The sequence below is a fragment of the Nonomuraea sp. NPDC050451 genome, from assembly GCF_044458585.1.
Genome location: NZ_JBITHZ010000008.1, coordinates 67,818 through 82,565, shown reverse-complemented (window position 1 = coordinate 82,565; position 14,748 = coordinate 67,818). Strand labels below are relative to the sequence as shown.

At 71.5% G+C, this 14,748-nt stretch carries 15 protein-coding genes; 3 read left to right on the top strand and 12 right to left on the bottom strand.

The window, feature by feature from the left end:
• Position 1 precedes the first annotated feature (1 nt).
• From ACIBI9_RS25355 to ACIBI9_RS25330, 6 genes are all read right to left on the bottom strand, one after another.
• On the bottom strand, positions 2-322 hold the full coding sequence (locus ACIBI9_RS25355) for a non-heme iron oxygenase ferredoxin subunit (RefSeq protein ID WP_350740049.1): 321 nt from the start codon (positions 320-322) through the stop codon (positions 2-4).
• Complete coding sequence (gene sufD, locus ACIBI9_RS25350) at positions 319-1,440, bottom strand: Fe-S cluster assembly protein SufD (protein WP_397224865.1); 1,122 nt, start codon at positions 1,438-1,440, stop codon at positions 319-321. Before sufD ends, ACIBI9_RS25355 begins: the two co-directional genes overlap by 4 nt.
• Positions 1,440-2,852 (bottom strand): Fe-S cluster assembly protein SufB, encoded by a 1,413-nt coding sequence (sufB, locus tag ACIBI9_RS25345; protein WP_350740043.1) that lies wholly within the window; start codon positions 2,850-2,852, stop codon positions 1,440-1,442. The genes sufD and sufB overlap by 1 nt, the downstream gene beginning before the upstream one ends.
• Positions 2,849-3,547 carry a metalloregulator ArsR/SmtB family transcription factor gene (locus tag ACIBI9_RS25340; RefSeq protein ID WP_185079281.1) on the bottom strand — a complete coding sequence of 233 codons (699 nt, stop codon included), beginning with the start codon at positions 3,545-3,547 and terminating at the stop codon, positions 2,849-2,851. Before ACIBI9_RS25340 ends, sufB begins: the two co-directional genes overlap by 4 nt.
• Positions 3,548-3,642: 95 nt before the next feature.
• Positions 3,643-4,869 (bottom strand): multidrug effflux MFS transporter, encoded by a 1,227-nt coding sequence (locus tag ACIBI9_RS25335; protein ID WP_397224863.1) that lies wholly within the window; start codon positions 4,867-4,869, stop codon positions 3,643-3,645.
• Between the two features lie 93 nt (positions 4,870-4,962).
• On the bottom strand, positions 4,963-5,739 hold the full coding sequence (locus tag ACIBI9_RS25330) for a VOC family protein (RefSeq protein WP_397224861.1): 777 nt from the start codon (positions 5,737-5,739) through the stop codon (positions 4,963-4,965).
• Positions 5,740-5,885: 146 nt separating this feature from the next.
• On the opposite strand from ACIBI9_RS25330, the gene ACIBI9_RS25325 reads away from it, so the two are divergent.
• Both ACIBI9_RS25325 and ACIBI9_RS25320 read left to right on the top strand, forming a co-directional pair.
• Positions 5,886-6,794 carry an ABC transporter ATP-binding protein gene (locus ACIBI9_RS25325; RefSeq protein ID WP_397224859.1) on the top strand — a complete coding sequence of 303 codons (909 nt, stop codon included), beginning with the start codon at positions 5,886-5,888 and terminating at the stop codon, positions 6,792-6,794.
• Positions 6,791-7,588, top strand: coding sequence for an ABC transporter permease (locus ACIBI9_RS25320; RefSeq protein WP_397224857.1), 798 nt, complete (start codon positions 6,791-6,793; stop codon positions 7,586-7,588). The genes ACIBI9_RS25325 and ACIBI9_RS25320 overlap by 4 nt, the downstream gene beginning before the upstream one ends.
• Position 7,589: 1 nt before the next feature.
• On the opposite strand, the gene ACIBI9_RS25315 is transcribed toward ACIBI9_RS25320, so the two are convergent.
• On the bottom strand, positions 7,590-8,795 hold the full coding sequence (locus tag ACIBI9_RS25315) for an MFS transporter (protein ID WP_397224855.1): 1,206 nt from the start codon (positions 8,793-8,795) through the stop codon (positions 7,590-7,592).
• Positions 8,796-8,899: 104 nt separating this feature from the next.
• On the opposite strand from ACIBI9_RS25315, the gene ACIBI9_RS25310 reads away from it, so the two are divergent.
• The gene (locus ACIBI9_RS25310) at positions 8,900-9,814 is read left to right on the top strand and encodes an EamA family transporter (RefSeq protein WP_397224853.1); all 915 of its coding nucleotides are present in this window, start codon (positions 8,900-8,902) and stop codon (positions 9,812-9,814) included.
• 319 nt (positions 9,815-10,133) lie between these two features.
• On the opposite strand, the gene ACIBI9_RS25305 is transcribed toward ACIBI9_RS25310, so the two are convergent.
• The 5 genes from ACIBI9_RS25305 to ACIBI9_RS25285 are packed head-to-tail and all read right to left on the bottom strand — an operon-like array spanning position 10,134 to position 14,742.
• Positions 10,134-10,802 carry a GntR family transcriptional regulator gene (locus ACIBI9_RS25305; protein ID WP_397224851.1) on the bottom strand — a complete coding sequence of 223 codons (669 nt, stop codon included), beginning with the start codon at positions 10,800-10,802 and terminating at the stop codon, positions 10,134-10,136.
• Positions 10,803-10,851: 49 nt separating this feature from the next.
• A complete protein-coding gene (locus ACIBI9_RS25300) occupies positions 10,852-11,844 on the bottom strand; it encodes an ornithine cyclodeaminase family protein (protein WP_397224849.1) in 993 nt (330 codons plus the stop codon).
• Positions 11,841-12,854, bottom strand: coding sequence for a proline racemase family protein (locus tag ACIBI9_RS25295; protein WP_397224847.1), 1,014 nt, complete (start codon positions 12,852-12,854; stop codon positions 11,841-11,843). The genes ACIBI9_RS25300 and ACIBI9_RS25295 overlap by 4 nt, the downstream gene beginning before the upstream one ends.
• A complete protein-coding gene (locus tag ACIBI9_RS25290; protein WP_397224845.1) occupies positions 12,851-13,852 on the bottom strand; it encodes a proline racemase family protein in 1,002 nt (333 codons plus the stop codon). The genes ACIBI9_RS25295 and ACIBI9_RS25290 overlap by 4 nt, the downstream gene beginning before the upstream one ends.
• On the bottom strand, positions 13,849-14,742 hold the full coding sequence (locus tag ACIBI9_RS25285; protein ID WP_397224843.1) for a dihydrodipicolinate synthase family protein: 894 nt from the start codon (positions 14,740-14,742) through the stop codon (positions 13,849-13,851). The genes ACIBI9_RS25290 and ACIBI9_RS25285 overlap by 4 nt, the downstream gene beginning before the upstream one ends.
• Positions 14,743-14,748 lie beyond the last annotated feature (6 nt).

The window sequence follows — 14,748 nt, the reverse complement described above, 5'->3', positions numbered from 1 at the left end:
GTTATGACTCCTTCGAGAGCGAGACGAGGACGTCATCGCCGTCGATCTTGACTGTGTAGACGTTCACGGGCTGGGTCGCGGGCGGGCCGGTGGGCTTGCCGGAGCGCACGTCGAAGCACGAGCCGTGCAGCCAGCACTCCAGGGTGCCGTCGTAGACCTCGCCCTCGCTGAGCTTCACCTCGGCGTGGGAGCAGACGTCGCGCAGGGCGAACACCTCGCCGCCCTTGCGCACGAGCGCCACCGGCGTCTCGTCGACCTCCACCCCGATGACTCCCCCGTCGGGGATGTCGTCGAGCTTGCACACCTTCTCGAACGAACTCATCGCGCGAGCTCCGCCTCCAGCGCGCTCAGCACGCGCTCGCGGATCTCCTCGACCTCGATCTTCTCCACGAGCTGGCCGAGGAAGCCCCTGATGACCAGGCGGCGGGCCTCGTCGTAGGGGATGCCGCGGGCCTGGAGGTAGAAGATGTGCTCGTCGTCGAGCCGGCCGGAGGCGGAGGCGTGCCCCGCCCCGGCGACCTCGCCGGTGAGGATCTCCAGGTTGGGCACCGAGTCGGCGCGGGCGCCGTCGGTCAGGATGAGGTTGCGGTTGAGCTCGTAGGTGTCGGTGCCCTCGGCCTCGACCCTGATGATCACGTCGCCGATCCACACGGCGTGCGCGTCCTCGCCCTGCAGGGCGCCGCGGTAGTCGACGTTGCTCTTGCAGTTGGGCTGCGAGTGGTCGACCAGCAGGCGGTGCTCCAGGTGCTGCCCGGCGTCCACGAAGTAGACGCCCGACATGTCGGCGTCGCCGCCGGGTGCGGTGTAGGACACGTTGGGCGACAGGCGTACGAGGTCGCCGCCGAGCGTCACCACGAAGCTGCGGAAGGTCGCGTCCTTGGCCAGCTGGGCGTGGTGGTGGGAGACGTGGACCGCGTCGTCGTCCCAGTCCTGCAGGCTGACGACCCTGAGCGAGGCGCCGTCGCCGACGACGAACTCGATGTTGTCGGCGTAGACCGCGCTGCCCTTGTGGTCGAGCACTACCACGGCCTCGGCCAGCGGCTCCACCTTGACCACGATGTGGCCGTACGCGGCGCCGTCGCCCGAGCCGATGAGCGTGAGCACGGTCGGCTTGGAGGTGACGGCCTCGCGCGGCACCGTGATGACGGTGGCCTTCTCGAAGCTGTTCCACGCCTGGGCGCTGACCCGGTCGGTGGGCATGAAGGCCTTGCCGACCCGGGCGTCGTCGCGGCCGACCGTCTCGACGGTGACCTCGGGCGCCGCGTCGACGTCGACCCGCACGTGACCGACGGCCTCGGCCTTGCCGCTGTGCAGGCCCTTGAGGCGGGAGAGCGGCGTGAAGCGCCACGCCTCCTCGCGCCCGGTCGGGACCTCGAAGTCGCCCAGCTCGTAGGACGCCTTCTCGTGCAAGGTCGACAGGGGCTTCTCGTTCAGGCCCATCAGCCGACGGCTCCTTCCATCTGCAGCTCGATCAGCCGGTTGAGCTCGAGCGCGTATTCCATGGGCAGCTCACGCGCGATCGGCTCCACGAAGCCGCGCACGATCATCGCCATCGCCTCGTCCTCGTCGAGCCCGCGGCTCATGAGGTAGAACAGCTGGTCCTCGCTGACCTTGGAGACCGTGGCCTCGTGGCCCATCTTGACGTCGTCCTCGCGGACGTCGACATAGGGGTAGGTGTCGGAGCGGCTGATCTGGTCGACCAGCAGGGCGTCGCACTTGACGGTGCTGGCGCTGCCGTGGGCGCCCTCCTCGATCTGCACGAGACCGCGGTAGGAGGTGCGGCCGCCGCCGCGCGCCACCGACTTGGAGATGACGCTGGAGCTGGTGTTGGGCGCCAGGTGCACCATCTTGGAGCCGGCGTCCTGGTGCTGGCCCTCGCCCGCGAACGCGACGCTCAGCGTCTCGCCCTTGGCGTGCTCGCCCATCAGGTAGACGGCCGGGTACTTCATCGTGACCTTGGAGCCGATGTTGCCGTCGATCCACTCCATGGTCGCGCCCTCGTAGGCGACGGCGCGCTTGGTGACCAGGTTGTAGACGTTGTTCGACCAGTTCTGGATGGTCGTGTAACGGCAGCGGGCGTTCTTCTTCACGATGATCTCGACGACCGCGCTGTGCAGCGAGTCGGAGGAGTAGATCGGCGCGGTGCAGCCCTCGACGTAATGGACGTAGCTGTTCTCGTCCACGATGATCAGGGTCCGCTCGAACTGGCCCATGTTCTCGGTGTTGATCCGGAAGTAGGCCTGCAGCGGGATCTCGACCTCGATGTTCGGCGGCACGTAGATGAACGAGCCACCGGACCACACCGCGGAGTTGAGGGCGGCGAACTTGTTGTCGCCCACCGGGATGACCGAGCCGAAGTATTCCTGGAAGATCTCCGGGTGCTCCTTCAGGCCCGTGTCGGTGTCGAGGAAGATGACGCCCTTCTCCTCGAGGTCCTCACGGATCTTGTGGTAGACGACCTCGGACTCGTACTGGGCGGCGACACCGGCGATGAGGCGCTGCTTCTCCGCCTCGGGGATGCCGAGCTTGTCGTAGGTGTTCTTGATGTCGGCGGGCAGCTCGTCCCAGGAAGCGGCCTGCTTCTCGGTGGAGCGCACGAAGTACTTGATGTTGTCGAAGTCGATGCCGGTGAGGTCAGAGCCCCAGGTGGGCAGCGGCTTGCGGTCGAACAGGCGGAGGCCCTTCAGGCGAAGGTCGAGCATCCACTCCGGCTCGTTCTTGAGAGCGGAGATGTTGCGGACGACCTCCTCGGACAGGCCGCGCTTGGCCGCCGCCCCGGCGGCATCCGGGTCGGCCCAGCCGAACTTGTAATTCCCGAGGCCTTCCAGCTCCGGGCGGTCGGTGACAGTCACCTTCCGGTCTCCTTGCTCTTGTCTCTATGTGCGGATTCACCCAGCGACTGTGGGCTCACATGTGTCGTGCAGACCCCGTCGCCGTGGGCGATCGTGGCCAGGCGCTGCACCGGGGTGCCGAGCAGCTGCGCGAACGCCTCCGTCTCGGCCTCGCAGAGCTGCGGGAACTCCGCAGCCGCGTGGGCCACCGGGCAGTGGTGCTGGCAGAGCTGGTCGCCGCCCGACTTGGCCTTGCTGGCCGAGGCGGCATACCCCTCCGCCGACAGCGCCTGCGCCAGCACTTGCACGCGCTGGTCCGCCGGCACCGTCCGCATGACCGGCTCCAACCGCTTGAGCAGGCTCGAGACCTGCAGGCGGGCGAAGTCGGCCACCGCTTCCTCTCCCATGCGCTCGGCCAGGAAGCGCAGCGCGCTCCCGGCGAGGTCGTCATAGGCGTGCTCGAAAGCACTGCGCCCCGCGTCGGTGATCGCGAACAGCTTGGCGGGGCGTCCGCGCCCGCGCTGCCCGCGCGGCCCGACCGTGCGAGGCTCTATCATCCCGTCAGCCAGCAGCGCGTCCAGGTGACGGCGGACGGCGGCGGGGGTCAACCCCAGCCGCTCGCCCAGCGCGGCGGCCGCGACGGGACCATGCTCAAGGATCAGCCGGGCGACGCGGGCACGCGTGCTCCGCTCGCTTCCTGGCTCGATCCCTGGCACGTTTTTCACAACATCAGTGTGCCGTAATTCCTTCCCGGTTCACAAACGGATCTGAGCAGCCCGGGAATGGAATTTCTCACGCAGGGTAGCCTTACCTAACCCTTCCGCAGGAAGGCGAAGGTCAGGCTTGAGCAAAGGATCAGGCCCAGCATCACGCAGGCCATCGGCACGGCGCTGGCGGCGCCCACGAGGCCCACCAGCGGAGCGGCGGCGGCGCCCAGCGCGAACTGCAGCACGCCGAGCAGGGCCGAGGCACTGCCGGCGATCTGCGCGGGCTGGCTGGCCAGGGCCAGCGCGCCGGTGGCCGGCATGACCAGGCCCTGGCCGAGCATGATGACGAACAAACCGCCCACGATGCCCCACAGGCCGAGCCCGGTGAGCGCGGCGGTCAGCAGCAGCGAGGCGCCGGTCAGCGCGACGGCGAGCCCGGCGACCACCAGCGTCACCGGCGGCACCCGTCCCGACAGCCGGCCGCCGAGCTGGGCCATGGCGGTCAGGCCGAAGGCGTTGAGGCCGAAGATGAGCGAGTACTGCTGGGGCGTGGCGCCGTACACCTCCTGGAGCACGAACGGCGAGCCGGAGATGTAGCCGAACATGGCCGCGAACGCCAGGCTCGCGGTCAGCGCGGTGCCCATGAACGTCCGGTCGCGCAGGAGCCTGCCGAACGTGCCGACGGTGTGCTTGAGCCCGCCGCTCTCGCGCTCGGCCGCGGGCAGCGTCTCGCGCACGCCCGAAAGGACGGCCAGCAGCAGCACCACCCCGGCGACGCTGAGCGCCACGAACACGCCGCGCCACGAGGTGAACGCCAGCAGCTGCGCGCCGGCGATGGGCGCGAGGATCGGCGCCAGGCCGCTGACCAGCATGAGCGTGGCGAAGATGCGGGCGATGGCGGCGCCGTCGTACAGGTCGCGGACGACCGCCCGCACGATCACCAGGGCCGCGCCGCCCAGCACGCCCTGCAGCAGGCGGAAGGCGATGAGCATGGGCACCGACGGCGCGAACGCGCACAGCAGCGAGGCGACCATGAACCCGGCCACGCCCACGATCAGCGGAGTCTTCCGGCCGCGCACATCGCTGACCGGACCGGCGATCACCTGGCCGATGGACACGCCGATGAGGCAGGCGGTGAGGGTGAGCTGGACCTGCGCCGGCGCGCTGAGCATCTCGGAGGTGATGGCGGGCAGCGCGGGGAGGTACATGTCGATGGACAGGGGCCCGATCGCCGACAGAGCGCCCAGGATCACCAACAACAGTCCGCGGCTGCCCCTCCTCGACTCGACGACGATGGTGGACGTGGACGTGGCTTCGGCCGCCACGGACATGCGTGATCCCCTCTCCCTCGCAGGCCTTTGGCCCACGAGGGCCGAGTGATCAAACCAGGATCCGGTCCTCCTAATTCCCGGTTATCAGATATTTCATCCGATTTCGTGAAGCTGGATGACGGAGAACGTCGCGCCCTGGGGGTCGGCGAGCATCGAGAACCGGCCGGGCGGCGCCTCCATCCCCCGCACCAGCACGTTCGCGCCGGCTGCCTCGGCCGCGGCCGTCGTGGCCTCGAGGTCGGCGACCGCGAAGTACGTCATCCAGAACGACGGCGTCGCGGCGGGATAGCCGGAGAACATCTCGACCATGCCCGCGACCGCCCGCTCGCCCAGCTGCCACTCCGTGTACTTGACCCCCTCCATCTCCTGCAGCCGCGGCGTCCAGCCGAAGACGGTCGCGTAGAAGCTCTCGGCGGCCTGCGGGTCGCGCGTGACCAGCTCGTTCCAGCAGAAGGAGACGGGCTCGTTGACCAGCTGCGCGCCGTGGTGGTTGCCCGCCTGCCAGGCGGCCGCGTACGAGCCGTCGGGGGCCTGGAAGACCGTCATGACGCCTTCGTCGAAGACCGCCATCGGCTCCATGGTGACGGTGCCACCGGCGTTCCTGACCCGCTCGGCGAGCGCGCCGGCGTCGTCGGTGGCGACGAACATGTTCCAGAACGAGGGCGGCTCCCCGCTCATGACCGGCCCCAGCCCGGCGACCTGCTTGCCCTGGTGGACGAACATGCCGTAGCCACCGGCCTCCGGATCGTCGATCATGTCGGCCTGCCAGCCGAAGACCTCGCCGTAGAACCGGGCGGAAGCTTCGACGTCAGTGCTGGAAAGGTCCACCCAGCACGGGACTCCCGGGTCGTACCCACTGCGTTGCGACATTGCGCCCTCCTGCTACACGGAGCTCGTCGTCAGACTTTCACCTCTGTTGGCAGCTTTCTGGGAAACGGCCGGGTCAAGACATGTCCAAATCCGGCCAACCCCACCTGCGGCTCGAACTGCCTGCCCCAGTCCCTAAACTCGTGGCCATGGAGTCCCCAGCCGTCGAGATCATCGGCCTGGTCAAACGCTACGGCGGCATCACGGCCGTGGACGGCCTCACGCTGCGCGCCGAGCGGGGCGCGGTGACCGCCGTGCTCGGGCCCAACGGCGCTGGCAAGACGTCCACGGTGGAGATCTGCGAGGGGTTCCGCAGGGCCGACGCGGGCACCGTCCGCGTGCTCGGCCTGACGCCCACGCTGCCCGAGCTGCGGCCGCGGGTGGGGGTCATGCTGCAGTCGGGCGGCGTGCCGCCCGCCATGCGCTGCGCCGAGTGGCTGCGCCTGGTCTCGCGCTTCTACGCCCGTCCCCTCGACGCCGGGGCCCTGCTGACGCGGCTGGGACTGACCGATCACGGACGCACCCCCTACCGGCGGTTGTCGGGCGGGCAGCAGCAGCGGCTGTCGCTGGCCGCGGCCGTCATCGGGCGGCCCGAGCTGGTCTTCCTCGACGAGCCGACGGCCGGGCTCGACCCGCAGGCCCGGCACGCCTGCTGGGAGCTGGTGGGCGAGCTGCGCGGGGCGGGCGTGTCGGTGGTGCTGACCACGCACCACATGGACGAGGCCGAGCGGCTGGCGGACCAGGTGGTGATCATCGACAAGGGCCGGGTGGTGGCCGAGGGCAGCCCGGCCTCGCTGACGGGGGCCGAGCGGCAGCTGCGCTTCCGGGCCCGGCCGGGGCTCGCGCTGGAGGAGCTGCTCAACGCGCTCCCGGCGGGCAGCGCCGCCAAGGAGTCGCCCGCCGGGCACTACATCATCGAGGGTCAGGTGGGTCCCGAGCTGCTGGCCACGGTGACCGCCTGGTGCGCGGCCGAGGGCGTCACGGCCGACGACCTGCGCATCGAGCGCCGCACGCTGGAGGACGTCTTCCTGGAGCTGACGGGCAGGGAGCTGCGATGACCGGATCGGAGCGCGGCCCCGCCGGGCAGATCGCGCTGGACTTCACGCCCGCGCCCGGGGCGGCGCCGTTCCCGCGCATGGTCCTCGCCCAGACGGGCGCGGAGATCCGGGCGATGCTGCGCAACGGCGAGCAGCTGCTGCTCACCCTGATCGTCCCGGTGCTGCTGCTGACCGGGTTCTCGCTGGCGCCGCTGATCGACATCGGCGGCGGCAGACGCATCGACTTCCTGGCGCCCGGCGTGCTGGCGCTGGCCGTCATGTCCACGGCCTTCACCGGCCAGGCCATCGCGACCGGCTTCGAGCGCCGCTACGGCGTGCTGAAGCGGCTGGGCGCGACCCCGCTGTCCAGGGCCGGGCTCATGCTCGCCAAGACGTCCGCCGTGGTGGCCGTGGAGGTCATCCAGGCCGTGGTGATCGTGTGCGTCGGCCTGGCGCTGGGCTGGCGGCCGCACGGGTCGTTCCTCAGCGCGGCGCTGCTCATCGTGCTGGGCACGGCGGCGTTCAGCGGGCTGGGGCTGCTCATGGCCGGCACGCTGCGCGCGGAGGCCACGCTGGCCGCCGCCAACCTCGTCTACCTGGTGCTGCTGGGGGCCGGCGGGGTGATCTTCCCGCTGTCGAAGTTCCCCGAGGGCATGCGCCAGGTCCTGGAGCTGCTGCCCATCTCGGCCCTGACCGGCGGCCTGCGCGCGGTCCTCGCCCAGGGCGCCGCGCTGCCTCTGGGCTCGCTGGCCGTGCTGGCCGCGTGGGCGGTGCTGTCGCTGGGGCTGGTCTCGCGCACGTTCCGCTGGGAGTAGCTCACCCGGCCTGGGGCCGCTCGGCGTGAACGATGCCGTAACGGCGCCTGGTGAGGGCGGCCGTGACCGTCAGCGGGATCGCGGCGGCGGCCGCCAGGCCGAACAGCAGGGCGTAGCGGCCGTGCTCGGCCAGAGGGCCCGCCGCCCACGACGAGACCGCGCTGCCGACGAAGAGCGCGGAGGCGAAGAAGGCGATCGTCGTCCCCCTGGCCTCGGGCACCACCGAGGTGGCCCACGTCTGCAGCGAGGAGTGCAGGAAGGACCAGCCGCCGCCGAGCAGCAGCGCCGTGACCGCCACGGTGGCCATGTCCACGTGCACGGCGACGATCGCGAACCCGGCGCAGAGCTGCGCCCCGCCCACCGTCATCAGCACGGGAGTGGGCCAGCGCCCCGACAGCCGCCTGACGAGCTTCGTGAACGACCACAAGCCCAGCCCGTACGCGGTGATGGCGAGCCCGGCCACGGCGGCGGCGTATCCCGCGTGCTCCAGCGCGGTGGCCAGGAACGGCATGGCGCCGAGCATGATGGCGCCCTCGACGAACGCGAGCCCGAACACCAGCAGCGCCCAGCCGTGCCCGAGCACCGCGCCCAGGTACCGGCCGACACCGACCCCCCGGCCGATGCCCGGACCGTACGGAAGGGCGCGGGACGGCTCCGGCAGCGAGCGCAGCGCGAGCGCGCAGGCCAGGGCGCAGGCGGCGGGCACGGTGAACGCCACCCGCCAGTCCACCAGGCCCGCGAGCACCCCGCTCAGCCCGGTGGCCAGGGCCGTGCCGAGGGCGGCGGCGCCCATCAGATCGGTCAGCGCGCGCTGCCGGGTCGACGGCTCCACGGTGTCGCCCACGTACGTCAGCCCGGTCGGGATCACCGCGCCGAAGCAGGCGCCCGTCACGACCCTGGCCACCACCAGCGCCCCCAGGACCGGCATCAGCGCCGACGCCAGCCCCGCCAGCGCCGCGCCGAACAGCGTCCCGCGCATCACCCGCACGCGGCCGAACCGGTCGGACAGCAGCCCCCACAACGGCTGCGTGAGCCCGTAGGCGAGGTAGTAGCCGCTGGCGGCCGCGACGGCGGCGGACAGCGGGACCTCCAGGTCCACCGCGATCAGCACGAGCATGGGGCTCACGGCGAAGCGGTCGAAGCTGCTGACGAACGAGGCCGCGGACAGGGCCAGCGGCGGCCGGGCGAGACTCGCGGGGGACTTCATACGATCAATGATCCAAGAGCCATCCAGAACACCCTATGTCGGGTCATGTCGCAGGCCACGAGTACGCTCTGACCGTCATCCCCTTGAAGTCCGTGAGGAGTCCTGTGACCGCGTTCGCCCTCGACGATCCCTTCGATCGCGGCTCCGGCCTGCCCAGGCCGGGGAACCTGCTGCGCACGGCCGCCGACTCGATCCCGCCGTCCGGGCTCGTGCTGCTGGCCATCGTCTCGGTGCAGCTGGGCGCCGGGTTCGCGAAGGAGCTGTTCGCGGCGCTGCCGCCGAGCGCGGTGGTGTTCCTGCGGATCATGGCCGGGGCGCTGATCATGGGGGCGCTCGTCCGGCCCCGGCTGAAGGGCCTGTCCTGGCGCGACTGGGCGGTGGGGATCGGGTTCGGGGTGACGCTCGCCCTGATGAACCTGACCTTCTACGAGGCCCTGTCGCGGCTGCCGATGGGGATCGCGGTGGCCATCGAGTTCCTGGGGCCGCTGGGCGTGGCCGTGGCGGCCTCGCGGCGCAGGATCGACCTGCTGTGGATCGGCCTGGCGGGAGCGGGCGTGGCGCTGTTCGCGCCATGGGGGCAGTCGGCGTCGGTGAGCTGGCTCGGCATCGGGTTCGCGATGCTGGCGGCCGTCGGCTGGGCCGGCTACATCCTGCTGTCGGCGGCGGCCGGGCGGCGTTTCCCCGGCACGAGCGGGCTGTCGTTCGCGATGATCGTGTCGGCCCTGGTGGTCGCCCCCGTCGGGGTCGCGTCGGGCGGGGCGGAGCTGCTGCAGCCGGAGCTGCTGCTGATCGGGCTCGGCGTGGGCCTGCTGTCGTCGGTGATCCCGTACTCGCTCGAACTCCAGGCGCTGCGGCGGATGCCCAAGCACGTGTTCGGGATCCTCATGAGCCTGGAGCCGGCCGTGGCGGCGCTGATCGGCGTGGTGCTGCTGAACGAGGTCCTGCACACGCAGCAGTGGGCGGCGATCGTCTGCATCGTGGCCGCCAGCCTGGGCTCGACCCGGCGGCGCAAGGTCTGACGCGGGGGCTGTGGCGGGCCGCCGCGCGCCCGTGGGATGGGGTCTCGGGCGCGCGGCGGGGGGCTCGGCTTTCGGTGGGCGGGGTAGGCCGAGCCCATGGAAGGTCAGCGGAGTGCGGGTGTCCGCTTGACCAGGCATGCGCCACCCACCGGAATCGGTGGTGGCCGGTCCGCTGGGGACCTGGACGACGGGGCCGCCGGCGGACGCTCTGGGCGTCGCTCTTTCGACCCGAGACGAGCGTACCTCTATCGCCGTGCGCGCGATCCCTAAATGTCAGAACTTAGTGTGCCGAAAGCGGACGAGTCCCCCAGAGGGCTGCTCAGTGCTCGGCCCAGATCCCCCGCACGTGGCCGATGTGCTCCTTCATGAGGTGTTCGACGGCCTGGCGGTCGCCGCTCTTGAGTGAGTCGAGCAGCGCCAGGTGCTCCCTGGCCGACTCGCCCAGCACGTCGCGCTCCCGGAGCTGGGACAGGCCGTAGAGCCTGGCCCTGTTGCGCAGGTCGCGCACCACCTCGACCAGGTGGGCGTTGCCCGCCAGGGTCAGCAGCTCGACGTGGAAGCGCAGGTCGGCGTCCACGTACGCGAGCAGGTCACCGCGTTCGGCGGCCGAGACGATCTCCTCGGCGACGGGCCTGAGCCGCTCGAACTCCTCCTCCCGCGCGCCGCCCGCCAGCCTGGCCACGGTGGGCACCTCGATCAGCTGGCGGATCTCGGTGAGCTCGTCGAGGTCGCGGTCGGACAGCTCGGTCACCCGGAAGCCCTTGTTGCGCACCGCCTCGACCAGGCCCTCCTTGGCGAGGTCGAGCATGGCCTCGCGCACCGGCGTGGCCGAGACGCCGAACTGGGCGGCCAGCACCGGCGCGGAGTAGACCACTCCCGGCCGCATCTCGCCGGTGATCAGCGCGGCACGCAGCGCGTGCGCGACCTGCTCGCGCAGGCTCTGCCGCTCCCCCACCATCGGCAGGTCGAGCCGGTCCTCGGCAGCCATCCGCATCTCCTTCCTTGCTCACAAGAAACCTGCTCATCAGCCTGCCGCCCTACTGTGGCACCTCGGGCGAAGCCGCAGCGGCAGGCCGCTTCGCAGATTTCTCATGAGATCTCCACGCCTCGTACACGGCGGCCGCGACCACGAGGTCCTCCCAGGCCATGCCCGTGCTCTTGAACACGCGCGGCCCCGTGCCGGCGACCACCCGCCCCGCGACGAGGTCGGCGAGGTTGCCCGCGAGATGCCCGGCGTTGATCGTGCCCTCGCGGATCGGGATGAGCAGATCGCCCGCCTCCTCCAGGGCGGCCGCCCTGGCCTCGACGACCACGGTGGCGCGGGCGACGAGGTCGCCGTCGAGCTCGCGGGCGCCGGGCTCGTGCGACCCGACCGCGACGACGGTGACGCCGTCGCGGGCGAGCTTACCTGGGAACAGCGGTTCTCTCGCTGTCGTGCAGCACGCGACGACGTCGGCCCCGGCCAGCGCTTCCGCTGAATCCTCCTGCCGGAGGGCGCGGGCGGTCAGGCCGAGCGCGCGGCAACGGCCGGTGAGCGCCTCCGCGCGCTCCTGGTCGCGCCCGATCACGGTCACGTCCTCGATCGGCCGCACCTCCCGCAGCGCGAGCACGTGCCCCCACGCCTGCGGGCCGCTCCCGAACACCACCAGCCGCCGGGCGTCCCCGTCCGCCAGGTGGCTGACGGCAAGCGCCGAGACGGCGGGGGTGCGCAGGGACGTGAGCGCGATCCCGTCGAGGGCCGCGAGCGGGGTCAGGGTGTCGCCGTCGAACAGCAGGTACGTCCCCTGGATCCGGGGCAGCTCGCGATCGGGGTTGTCGGGCGCGATGGTGACGGCCTTCACCCCCGCGTAGCGTCCGGCCGCGGCGGGCATGAGCAGGAGCTGCCCGGCCGGCAGGTCCACGATCGGCCGCTGCGGCGTGGCCTCGGGGTCGAGCCCGGCGCGCAGGGCGTCCTCCAGGATCCGTACGGCGCGCCCCATCGGCACCAGCCGCTCCATCGTGGCGGCGTCGAGATATGGCAGTCCGGTCATCGCAGCGTGAACCCCACACCCATCGGATCGTCGGGATCGAGCTCGAAGACGTGCCGGCCGGTCCGGTAGGCCATGCCCTCGATCTCCGGTACGACTCCCTCGTCGCGCACCTCGGCCACCCGCGCCCGGAAGGTGCTCCCGACGACGCTGTCGTGGATCAGGGGCGCGCGCAGCCCCTCGTCGTGCAGCAGCGCCATCCGCGCCGCCGTGCCCGATCCGCAGGGCGAGCGGTCCACCTCCCCGTCGGCGAAGACCGTCACGTTCCGCTGGTGCGCCGCCCCGTCCTGGTCCGGCAGCTCGTCGTAGAAGATCACGCCGTAGACGCCGGACAGCCGGTCGTCGGACGGGTGCCGGGCGGCCGGATGGTCCGCCAGGTCGGCCTTGATGCGGCGGGCGTGGCCGATGAGCGCCGTCAGGTTCGCGGGCTGCACGGACAGGCCCACCGCCGCGGCGGGCAGCGACGCGTAGATCGCGCCGCCGTACGAGACGTCGACCTTGGTCCTGCCGGCGGCCACGTCCCGCGCCACCACGAACGACGGCACGCTGACGAACGTCACCCCGGTCACCTTGCCCCCGGAGCGGCGCACCCGCGCCGTGACGCGCCCCGACGGCACGTCGATGACCACGTCCGTCTCCCCGTCGGGGTCGGCGGCCACCAGCCCCTCGTGCACGGCGTAGGCGCCGAGCGCGATGGTGCCGTGGCCGCAGGCGGTGGAGAACCCGTCCTTGTGCCAGAACAGCGTCCCGAACGCGGCCCCCGGGTCGTCCGGCGGGACGAGGAAGCACCCGTACATGTCGGCGTGACCGCGCGGCTCCTGGCACAGCAGCCGCCGCGCGTCGTCGAACCGGGGGTCGGCGATGGCGGTGGAGCGGCGCGACAGCACGTCCGCCCCGGGGATCTCCGGCACGCCGCCGGTCACGATCCGGAACGGCTCGCCGCCCGTGTGGTAGTCGGTCGTCGTGATCGTGGTCCCGGCCAGGCCGGAACCACGGTCGTCACGCTCGCTCACAGCTCGAACCCGGCGGGGAAAGGGTCGCGCGGGTCCAGGAAGTACTGGGCGGTGCCGGTGACCCAGGCGCGGCCGGTGATCGAGGGCACGACGGCCGGCCCGCCGCCCACGGAAGTCTCCTCCAGCAGCCGCCCGATGAACCGGGTCCCGATGAACGACTCGTTCACGAAGTCCCGGCCGAGCGGCAGCTCGCCCCTGGCGTGCAGCTGCGCCATCCGGGCGCTGGTGCCGGTGCCGCACGGCGAGCGGTCGAACCAGCCCGGGTGGATGGCCATGGCGTGCCGCGAGTGCTGGGCGTCCGAGCCGGGGGCGGCGAAGTAGACGTGGTGGCAGCCGCGGATGCGGTCGTCCTCGCGGTGGACGGGCTCGTCGGCCGCGTTGATCGCCTCCATGGTGGCCAGGCCGGCGGCGATGATCTCGTTCTTGGCCCTGCGGTCGAAGGGCAGGCCGTAGGAGTCGAGGTCGACGATGGCGTAGAAGTTGCCGCCGTACGCGAGGTCGTACGGGATCTCCCCGAACCCCGGCACCTTCACGACGGCGTCGAGCCGGTCGGAGTAGGAGGGCACGTTGCGCAGCGTCACCGACATGGCCTGGCCGTCCTCGACGGCCACGTCCACCTCGACGAGCCCCGCGGGCACCTCCAGGCGCACGGTGGTGACCGGCTCCACGACCTCGACCATGCCCGTCTCCACGAGCACGGTGGCCACGCCGATGGTGCCGTGCCCGCACATCGGCAGCAGCCCCGACACCTCGATGAACAGCACGCCGTAGTCCGCGTCCGGCCTGGTGGGCGGCTGCAGGATGGCGCCGCTCATGGCGGAGTGGCCGCGCGGCTCGGTCATCAGCAGGGTGCGGATGTGGTCGAGGTTGTCGCGGAAGTAGACGCGCCGCTCCGCCATGCTCGCGCCCGGGATCACGCCGATCCCGCCGGTGATGACGCGGGTGGGCATGCCCTCGGTGTGGGAGTCGACGGCGTGGAAAACGCGTTTTGTCCTCATCGCAGCCCTTCTGCCAGTGCCTTCTCGGTCGCCGCACGCACGATAGCGGCCTGCTCGTCCGTCAGCGGCTGCCTGGGCTGCCTGCACGGCCCGCCGTGGCGGCCCGCGAGGTCCATGGACAGCTTGATGGCCTGGACGAACTCCGTCTTGGAGTCCCAGCGCAGCAGGGGGTGCAGGGTCCTGTAAAGAGGCAGCGCGGTCTCCAGGTCGCCGGCGACGGCTGCGCGGTAGAGCGCGGCGTTGGAGACGGGCAGCGCGTTGGGGTAGCCGGCGATCCAGCCGACCGCCCCGGCCACGGCGAGTTCGAGCAGCACGTCGTCGGAGCCGATCAGCAGGTCAAGGTCGGGGGCCAGCTCGGCCAGCTCGTACGCGCGCCGCACGTCCCCGCTGAACTCCTTGACCGCCACGATCAGCCCCTCCTCGTGCAGCTTGGCCAGCAGCGCGGGAGTCAGGTCCACCTTGGTGTCGTACGGGTTGTTGTAGGCCACGACGGGCAGGCCCGCCTTGGCGACCTCGCGGTAGTGCGCGAGGACGGCCCGGTCGTCGGCGCGGTAGGAGTTGGGGGGCAGCAGGAGCACCGAGCCGCAACCGGCCTCGGCCGCCTGCTCGGCCCACCGGCGCGACTCCGCGGCGCCGTACGCGCCCACCCCGGCCATCACCCTGCGCCCGCCCACGGCCTGGACGGCGGTCTCGACCACCTTGGCCCGCTCCTGCGAGGTGAGCGTCTGGTACTCGCCCAGCGAACCGTTGACCGCGACGCCGTCACAGTCGTTCTCGACCAGCCAGCGGCAGTGGTCGGCGTAGCCGTCGTAGTCGACGGAAAGGTCGTCGCGCAGGGGCAGCGCGGTGGCCACCATGATGCCGTGCCAGGCTTTGGTGCGATTGTCCATCGGAAA

What these genes read in the sequence shown, in the direction of transcription:
- ACIBI9_RS25305 (WP_397224851.1), bottom strand. Translation starts at nt 10,802, where the DNA reads ATGGCTGCCGAGGACCGGCTCGACCTGCCGATGGTGGGGGAGCGGCAG.
- ACIBI9_RS25285 (WP_397224843.1), bottom strand. Translation starts at nt 14,742, where the DNA reads ATGGACAATCGCACCAAAGCCTGGCACGGCATCATGGTGGCCACCGCG.
- ACIBI9_RS25320 (WP_397224857.1), top strand. Translation starts at nt 6,791, where the DNA reads ATGACCGGATCGGAGCGCGGCCCCGCCGGGCAGATCGCGCTGGACTTC.
- ACIBI9_RS25315 (WP_397224855.1), bottom strand. Translation starts at nt 8,795, where the DNA reads ATGAAGTCCCCCGCGAGTCTCGCCCGGCCGCCGCTGGCCCTGTCCGCG.
- ACIBI9_RS25355 (WP_350740049.1), bottom strand. Translation starts at nt 322, where the DNA reads ATGAGTTCGTTCGAGAAGGTGTGCAAGCTCGACGACATCCCCGACGGG.
- sufD (WP_397224865.1), bottom strand. Translation starts at nt 1,440, where the DNA reads ATGGGCCTGAACGAGAAGCCCCTGTCGACCTTGCACGAGAAGGCGTCC.
- ACIBI9_RS25290 (WP_397224845.1), bottom strand. Translation starts at nt 13,852, where the DNA reads ATGAGGACAAAACGCGTTTTCCACGCCGTCGACTCCCACACCGAGGGC.
- ACIBI9_RS25300 (WP_397224849.1), bottom strand. Translation starts at nt 11,844, where the DNA reads ATGACCGGACTGCCATATCTCGACGCCGCCACGATGGAGCGGCTGGTG.
- ACIBI9_RS25325 (WP_397224859.1), top strand. Translation starts at nt 5,886, where the DNA reads ATGGAGTCCCCAGCCGTCGAGATCATCGGCCTGGTCAAACGCTACGGC.
- ACIBI9_RS25330 (WP_397224861.1), bottom strand. Translation starts at nt 5,739, where the DNA reads ATGTCGCAACGCAGTGGGTACGACCCGGGAGTCCCGTGCTGGGTGGAC.
- ACIBI9_RS25335 (WP_397224863.1), bottom strand. Translation starts at nt 4,869, where the DNA reads ATGTCCGTGGCGGCCGAAGCCACGTCCACGTCCACCATCGTCGTCGAG.